This window comes from Streptomyces sp. NPDC004561 (assembly GCF_053602155.1).
The window spans coordinates 1-7,920 of the sequence record NZ_JBSGDB010000409.1 but is presented as its reverse complement, the minus strand read 5'-3'; the positions used below and the strand labels follow the sequence as shown (position 1 = coordinate 7,920).

6 protein-coding genes and 1 pseudogene are annotated in these 7,920 nt (G+C 71.0%); 5 read left to right on the top strand and 2 right to left on the bottom strand.

All coding sequences use genetic code 11. The annotated features are described in order from the left end of the window. Positions 1–659: homocysteine S-methyltransferase family protein (locus ACWEN3_RS35930; RefSeq protein WP_452979727.1), on the bottom strand; the 659-nt coding region annotated here is incomplete at its 3' end. A 328-nt stretch (positions 660–987) separates the two neighbouring features. Here ACWEN3_RS35930 and ACWEN3_RS35925 point away from each other — a divergent pair. From ACWEN3_RS35925 to ACWEN3_RS35905, 5 genes are all read left to right on the top strand, one after another. Then, positions 988–1,752, top strand: coding sequence for an IclR family transcriptional regulator (locus ACWEN3_RS35925; protein WP_452979724.1), 765 nt, complete (start codon positions 988–990; stop codon positions 1,750–1,752). A gap of 493 nt (positions 1,753–2,245) precedes the next feature. After that, positions 2,246–3,040, top strand: coding sequence for an MIP/aquaporin family protein (locus ACWEN3_RS35920; RefSeq protein WP_452979722.1), 795 nt, complete (start codon positions 2,246–2,248; stop codon positions 3,038–3,040). A 64-nt stretch (positions 3,041–3,104) separates the two neighbouring features. After that, positions 3,105–4,643, top strand: coding sequence for a glycerol kinase GlpK (glpK, locus tag ACWEN3_RS35915; protein ID WP_452979719.1), 1,539 nt, complete (start codon positions 3,105–3,107; stop codon positions 4,641–4,643). Between the two features lie 46 nt (positions 4,644–4,689). Then, complete coding sequence (locus ACWEN3_RS35910) at positions 4,690–6,306, top strand: FAD-dependent oxidoreductase (RefSeq protein WP_452979717.1); 1,617 nt, start codon at positions 4,690–4,692, stop codon at positions 6,304–6,306. 451 nt (positions 6,307–6,757) lie between these two features. Further along, positions 6,758–7,678 carry a PAC2 family protein gene (locus tag ACWEN3_RS35905; RefSeq protein ID WP_452979714.1) on the top strand — a complete coding sequence of 307 codons (921 nt, stop codon included), beginning with the start codon at positions 6,758–6,760 and terminating at the stop codon, positions 7,676–7,678. Between the two features lie 60 nt (positions 7,679–7,738). On the opposite strand, the pseudogene ACWEN3_RS35900 reads toward ACWEN3_RS35905, so the two are convergent. Then, positions 7,739–7,920 (bottom strand): annotated as a pseudogene (locus tag ACWEN3_RS35900) (hypothetical protein); the annotation flags it as partial.

Sequence of the window (7,920 nt, the reverse complement as noted above, 5' to 3'; positions counted from 1 at the left end):
CGTGGCTCCGCCTGGCCCCAGTGGGCCTGGCGGCAGCGGGGTTCATGCCGTGGGCGGTGTGGTGGGGCGATGCCGAGGTTCTCCATGGCGCGGCGGGCGCCGAGGACCGAGGCCTTGGTCTGCAGGAGGTCCTGGGTGGTCTCCACGATCAGGGCGTCGGCGCCGCCGGCCAGCAGGCCCTCGGCGTTGGCCTGGAAGCCGTCCCGGATGGTGGTGTAGCCGATGTGGCCGAGGGTGGGCAGCTTGGTGCCGGGGCCGATGGAGCCGAGGACCCAGCGCTGCCGGCCGTCGCCGGCGGAGAACTCGTCGGCCACCTCGCGGGCGATGCGGGCGCCGGCCTGGGACAGTTCGTGCACCCGGTCCGCGATGTCGTACTCGGCCATGGCCGCGTGGTTGGCCCCGAAGGTGTTGGTCTCGACGCAGTCGACACCCACGGAGAAGTACGCCTCGTGGACGGAGCGGACGATGTCGGGGCGGGTGAGGTTGAGGATCTCGTTGCAGCCCTCGAGGTTCTCGAAGTCCTCGAGGGTGGGCTCCTGGGCCTGGAGCATGGTGCCCATGGCTCCGTCGGCCACCACCACACGGGTGGCGAGCGCCTCTCGGAGTGCGGACGCGCGGGCCCGGCTGTCGGCGGAAGGGGACGTTGGCAACGAGGCCATGAAGGGGCTCCCTGGGATGCGACGGCTGTCGGCTATGCGGTTTCCCCGGCGGGCGGGTTTGCCGCACGGCGTCAGAGTAACCGGGAGTGGGCTTGGATGGGCACAGGCGTCCACGAGGCGGACGCGGGTGGCCCTGGTGCCACGCGCAGGTCACGTGTGATGTAACAGGCGTCGACCGAACCATTAGCGGGAGGTCGGCATGGACCGGTAGTGTTCGACATTGCCGAACGATGGTGGCGAGGCGTGCACAGGGCACGTCGCGGTCGACCGAGGTCGGCCGCGTTCGCCTGCGCGTGGGCGGTCGAAGAGGGACGGAGGCAGGACGGGGATGGCACGGAACATCCAGTCGCTCGAACGTGCGGCCGCGATGCTGCGGCTGCTCGCGGGCGGCGAGCGGCGGCTCGGCCTGTCGGACATCGCCTCGTCGCTCGGCCTCGCCAAGGGCACCGCCCACGGCATCCTGCGCACCCTCCAGCAGGAGGGCTTCGTGGAGCAGGACGACGCCTCCGGGCGCTACCAGCTGGGCGCGGAGCTGCTGCGCCTGGGCACCACCTATCTGGACGTGCACGAGCTGCGGGCGCGGGCCCTGGTGTGGACCGACGACCTGGCCCGCTCCAGCGGGGAGAGCGTGTACCTGGGGGTGCTGCACCAGCAGGGCGTGCTGATCGTGCACCACGTCTTCCGGCCGGACGACAGCCGGCAGGTGCTGGAGATCGGGGCCATGCAGCCGCTGCACTCCACCGCGCTCGGCAAGGTGCTCTCCGCGTACGACCCGGTCGCGCACAGCGAGGTGCTGGAGGCGGACCGCAAGCCCTTCACGGACCGCACGGTGTGCGACGCGGGCGACTTCGAGCACCTCCTCGACCTCACGCGCGCGCGGGGGTACGCGGCCGACGTGGAGGAGACCTGGGACGGGGTGGCGTCCGTCGCCGCGCCCATCCACAACCGGCGCCGGATGCCCGTGGGCGCGGTCGGCATCACCGGGGCGGTGGAACGGCTCCGCCGGGACGGCGAGTTGCGCCCCGAACTGATCGCGGCGGTGCGCGACTGCGCCCGCGCGGTCTCCCGCGACCTCGGCGGCGGGCGGTTCTGACGCCCCGCCGCACACGCGCACGCACCTCCCCGGGACCGGCCCGCCCTTCGGCGCGCCGGTCCTCGTCGTACACGCCCTAGCGGACCCGCTGAGCCGGGGCCGTCGGCCGCCGCGCGGTGAGCGCGCGCTCGGGGCGCGAGCCGTTCGCCTGTCGGGGTGCGGGTGTCAGTCGTAATCTGATGATGACAAAAAGGGGCAAAAGCCCAGTTCGGCACGGCGCGTGCCCGACTCGACATCCCGCACTTCCACAGCTGGAGACCGATAACCGACCGCGATCAATAACGATCGTGCATTCGATAACAGAACCCTTGACGCACCCGTAACGCCGGAGCAAGACTCCCGTCCATCGGTCGGCATTGTCGAACACCTACCGGCAATACGCGCTAGAGTGTGGCAACGCCAAGGGCCGGCATCGCTCTCACCCCCGAGGGCGCAGAACCCCGGCGGGACCCGGGGTTCGGCTAACCCTGGACGAAGGACAAAGGAGTCGCGGGTGTCCAGCTCCGACATCTTCATCGGCGAGACCATCGGTACCGCCATACTCATCCTGCTCGGCGGCGGCGTCTGTGCCGCCGTCACGCTGAAGGCCTCCAAGGCCCGTAACGCCGGTTGGCTCGCCATCGCCTTCGGGTGGGGCTTCGCCGTCATGACGGCCGTGTACATCTCCGGACCTCTTTCCGGTGCCCATCTCAACCCGGCCGTAACCGTCGCCCTCGCCATCAAGAACAGCGACTGGAGCAACGTTCCGGTCTACTTCGCCGGCCAGCTGCTCGGCGCGATGATCGGCGCGACGCTCGTGTGGGTGGCCTACTACGGTCAGTTCCACGCGCACCTGACCGACAAGGAGATCGTCGGCGGTCCGGGGGCGCAGGCCACCTCGGCCAAGGCCGTCGAGGCCCAGGAGCTGGGTGCCGGCCCGGTCCTCGGCGTCTTCTCCACCGGTCCGGAGATCCGCCACACGGTGCAGAACCTCGCCACGGAGATCATCGGCACCGTCGTGCTGATCCTCGCGGTCCTCACGCAGGGCCTGAACGACAAGGGCAACGGCCTCGGCATCCTCGGCGGTCTCGTCACCGCGCTGGTCGTCGTGTCGATCGGCCTGTCCCTCGGCGGCCCGACGGGCTACGCGATCAACCCGGCCCGTGACCTGGGCCCGCGCATCGTGCACGCCCTGCTGCCGCTGCCCAACAAGGGCGGTTCCGACTGGAGCTACGCCTGGATCCCGGTGGTCGGTCCGCTGATCGGCGGCGCCATCGCTGCAGGCATCTACAACGTCGCCTTCGCTTAGAGGAAAGCTCGAAGCACGCGCCGTACGTACAGCCCCATCTCCACGGATCTCTCAGGAGCACACAGTGACCGACGCCCACACCGCAGGCCCGTTCATCGCGGCGATCGACCAGGGCACGACCTCTTCGCGCTGCATCGTCTTCGACCGGGACGGCCGGATCGTCTCCGTCGACCAGAAGGAGCACGAGCAGATCTTCCCGAAGCCGGGATGGGTCGAGCACAACGCGAACGAGATCTGGACCAACGTCCAGGAGGTCGTCGCCGGAGCCATCGCCAAGGCCGGCATCACCCGTGACGACATCAAGGCCATCGGCATCACCAACCAGCGCGAGACCACCGTGCTGTGGGACAAGAACACCGGTGAGCCCGTCCACAACGCCCTTGTCTGGCAGGACACCCGCACCGACGCCCTGTGCAGGGAACTCGGCCGCAACGTCGGCCAGGACCGCTTCCGCCGGGAGACCGGCCTGCCGCTGGCCTCCTACTTCTCCGGGCCCAAGGCCCGCTGGCTGCTCGACAACGTCGACGGCCTCAAGGAGCGCGCAGAGGCCGGGGACATCCTCTTCGGCACCATGGACAGCTGGGTCATCTGGAACCTGACCGGCGGCGTCGACGGCGGCCACCACGTCACCGACGTCACCAACGCCTCCCGCACCCTGCTCATGAACCTCCACACCATGCAGTGGGACGAGAAGATCGCCGAGTCGATCGGAGTGCCGATGCAGATCCTGCCCGAGATCCGCTCCTCCGCCGAGGTCTACGGCGAGATCAAGGGCGGCAAGCTCGGCGACCTGCTCGGCGGCATCCCGGTCGCCTCCGCGCTCGGCGACCAGCAGGCGGCCCTGTTCGGCCAGTGCTGCTACTCCGAGGGCGAGACCAAGTCCACCTACGGCACCGGCACCTTCATGGTGATGAACACCGGTGACAAGATCATCAACTCCTACGCGGGTCTGCTGACCACGGTCGGCTACAAGATCGGCGACCAGCCGACGGTCTACGCCCTGGAGGGCTCGATCGCCGTCACGGGCTCCCTGGTGCAGTGGATGCGCGACCAGATGGGCCTGATCTCCACCGCCGCCGAGATCGAGACGCTCGCGCTCTCGGTCGAGGACAACGGCGGCGCCTACTTCGTGCCGGCCTTCTCCGGTCTGTTCGCCCCGCACTGGCGCTCCGACGCCCGCGGTGTGATCGCCGGCCTGACCCGGTACGTGACCAAGGCGCACCTCGCCCGCGCCGTCCTGGAGGCCACCGCCTGGCAGACGCGGGAGATCGCCGACGCCATGGTCAAGGACTCCGGCGACGAGCTGGTGACCCTCAAGGTGGACGGCGGCATGACCGCCAACAACCTGCTGATGCAGACACTCTCCGACGTCCTGGACGCGCCCGTGGTGCGCCCGATGGTCGCCGAGACCACCTGCCTCGGCGCCGCCTACGCCGCCGGCCTGGCCGTCGGCTTCTGGTCCAGCACCGACGAGCTGCGCGCCAACTGGCGCCGGGCCGCCGAGTGGACCCCCCGCATGGACGCGGAGACCCGCGACCGTGAGTACAAGAACTGGCTCAAGGCCGTCGACCGGACCATGGGCTGGATCGAGGACGAGAGCTGAGCCGCCAAATCGGCCCAGACAGTCTGACGAGGAGTAAGTACCCGACATGACCAGTCAGTCCACCCTGCAGTCCGTGCCTGCCCTGGGGACGCACCCGGCCTCCGGCTCCCTCCCGAGCCGGGCCGAGACCAGGGAGCAGCTCTCCAAGGCGTCGTACGACCTTCTTGTGATCGGCGGCGGCATCCTGGGCATCTCCACCGCCTGGCACGCCGCGCAGTCCGGGCTCAGGGTGGCCCTGGTCGACGCCGGCGACTTCGCCGGTGCCACCTCCTCCGCCTCCTCCAAGCTGCTCCACGGCGGTCTGCGCTACCTGCAGACCGGCGCGGTGAAGCTGGTGGCGGAGAACCACTTCGAGCGCCGTGCGGTCTCCCGCCAGGTGGCCCCCCACCTGGCGAACCCGCTCACCTTCTACCTCCCCGTGTACAAGGGCGGGCCGCACGGCGCGGCGAAGCTCGGGGCGGGCGTCTTCGCCTACTCCGCGCTCTCCGCGTTCGGTGACGGCGTGGGCCATCTGCTCTCCCCCGCCAAGGCGGCGCAGGACGTGCCCGAGCTGCGCACCGAGAACCTCAAGGCCGTCGCCGTCTACGGCGACGACCAGATGAACGACGCGCGCATGGCGCTGATGACGGTCCGCGCGGCCGTCGAGGCGGGCGCGGTCGTCCTGAACCACGCCGAGGTCACCGGGCTGCGCTTCACGCGGGGCCGGGTCACCGGCGCCGAACTCAGGGACCGGGTCTCCGGCGACGAGTTCGGGGTCGACGCCCGCCTGGTGCTGAACGCGACCGGCCCCTGGGTCGACCACCTGCGCCGGATGGAGGACCCGAACGCGGCGCCGTCCATCCGCCTGTCCAAGGGCGCGCACCTGGTCCTGAAGCGGACGTCCCCGTGGAAGGCCGCCCTCGCGACCCCCATCGACAAGTACCGCATCACCTTCGCCCTGCCCTGGGAGGACATGCTCCTGCTCGGCACCACCGACGAGGAGTACGAGGGCGACCCGGCGGATGTCTCCGTCAACGAGAAGGACATAGCCCAGATCCTGGACGAGGCCGCGTTCTCCGTCCGGGACCAGCAGCTCGACCGCGAGCTGATCACCTACGCGTTCGCCGGTCTGCGGGTGCTGCCGGGCGGCCCCGGCGACACCGCGAAGGCCAAGCGCGAGACGGTGGTGACCGAGGGCAAGGCCGGCATGCTGTCCGTCGCGGGCGGCAAGTGGACGACGTTCCGCCACATCGGCCGCACGGTGATGCAGAAGCTGGAGTCGCTGCCGGGTCACCCGCTGGGCGACGACTTCGAGCCGATCTCCTCCCTGCCGAAGAAGCTGCCGCTGCCCGGCGTCGCCAACCCGCGCGCGGTGGCCCACCGGCTGCTGGTGGACCACCCGGCGCCCGGCCCGCGCATGGCCGCCGACACCGCCAAGCACCTGGCCACCCACTACGGCTCCCTGGCCTTCGACATCGCCCGCCTGGCGAACGACAACCCGGAGCTGGCCGAGCGCGTCCACCCCGACGCCCCGGAGATCTGGGCGCAGGTCGTGTGGGCCCGCGACCACGAGTGGGCCGAGACGGCGGACGACGTGCTGCGGCGCCGTACCACCCTGACCATCCGGGGCCTGGCCACGGACGAGGTCCGCGCCCGGGTCCAGGACCTGCTCGGCAAGAAGTAGTCCTCGGTCGCGGCCGGTCCGACTCCCCCGACCGGGACCGGCCGCACCGCGGCGCCGGACCACCGCACCGGGTCCGGCCCAGCGAGAGGGGCGTCCCCACGCCGATGGGGCCGCCCCTCTCGGCTGTCCGGGCCGTTGCGGCGCCATGGCGGCCTCGCGGATCGACGAGAAGCAACTGGGCGTGTTATCAGTCCAGTTGGAGGAGCCGGTCGCAGCCGGTCCCGAGTTCCGCGTGTCCGGAACCGCCCCTTCGGGTGCCGCCGGGCTGCGCGCCGTCCCGTCGGTGCCGCCTCGTCGTGGCTGGTCGCGCGGTTCCCCGCGCTCGTGTGTTCCAAGGTGGCGAACGGGGCAGTGATCCGGTCACTCCCCCGCACAAGGGGGCTGCGGACGCCCCCGCCGGACGCCGTAAGGTTGGTGAGTCAAGCGAGGGCACGTCGGAAGGAGGCACTGGGTGATCGAGCTGGAGGGGGTTCCCGAGCTGATCGACCCAGTCATGGTGGCCGCGTTCGAGGGCTGGAACGATGCCGGTGACGCCGCCTCCACGGCAGTCGCGCATCTGGAACGCGAGTGGAAGGGCGAGGTGTTCGCGGCGCTGGACGCCGAGGACTACTACGACTTCCAGGTGAACCGGCCCACGGTGTTCATGGACGGCGGGGTGCGCAAGATCACCTGGCCGACGACCCGGCTGTCGGTGGTCCGCGTCGGCGGTGACAAGCCGCGCGACCTGGTGCTGGTCCGCGGCATAGAACCGTCCATGCGGTGGCGCTCGTTCTGCAACGAGCTGCTCGGCTTCGCCCATGAGCTGGGCGTGGAGCTGGTGGTCATCCTGGGCGCCCTGCTCGGAGACACGCCGCACACGCGTCCGGTGCCGGTCAGCGGGGTCACGTCCGACGCGGACCTGGCCCAGCGGATGGACCTGGAGGAGACCAAGTACGAGGGCCCGACGGGCATCGTCGGCGTCCTGCAGGAGGCGTGCGCGCACGCGGGGGTCCCGGCGGTGTCGCTGTGGGCGGCCGTCCCGCACTACGTCTCCCAGCCGCCCAACCCCAAGGCCACGCTGGCGCTGCTGAACCGTCTCGAGGACCTGCTGGACCTGCGCATCCCGCAGGGCGAGCTGCCCGAGGACGCGCGCGCCTGGCAGGTGGGCGTGGACCAGCTGGCCGCCGAGGACAGCGAGGTCGCCGAGTACGTCCAGACGTTGGAGGAGGCCCGGGACACCGCCGAGCTGCCCGAGGCGTCCGGCGAGGCGATCGCCCGGGAGTTCGAGCGGTATCTGCGGCGCCGGGACGTCGGCCCTCCGGGCGGGAAGCCGAGGCCGCCCGCCGCCGGCGGTGGTCCCAAGGACGAGGACGACGACGGTCCGGAGAGCTGAGGTACGGCGAAGGGGCGGTTCCCGTCGGGAACCGCCCCTTCTTCGTGTCGCTGCCGGTTTCTACAGCGCCACGCCGAGCAGCGCGTCCACGGCCCGGGTGACCAGGCCGGGGGCGCCGGTGTCGGTGCCGCCCTCGGCCTCCTGGAGGGCCGCCCAGCGGTCCACGGCGGCGAGCAGCCGCATCCGCATACGGTGCCGCTCCGATGTCCGTACGGCCTGTACGGTCCCCAGGCCGTGCGGCC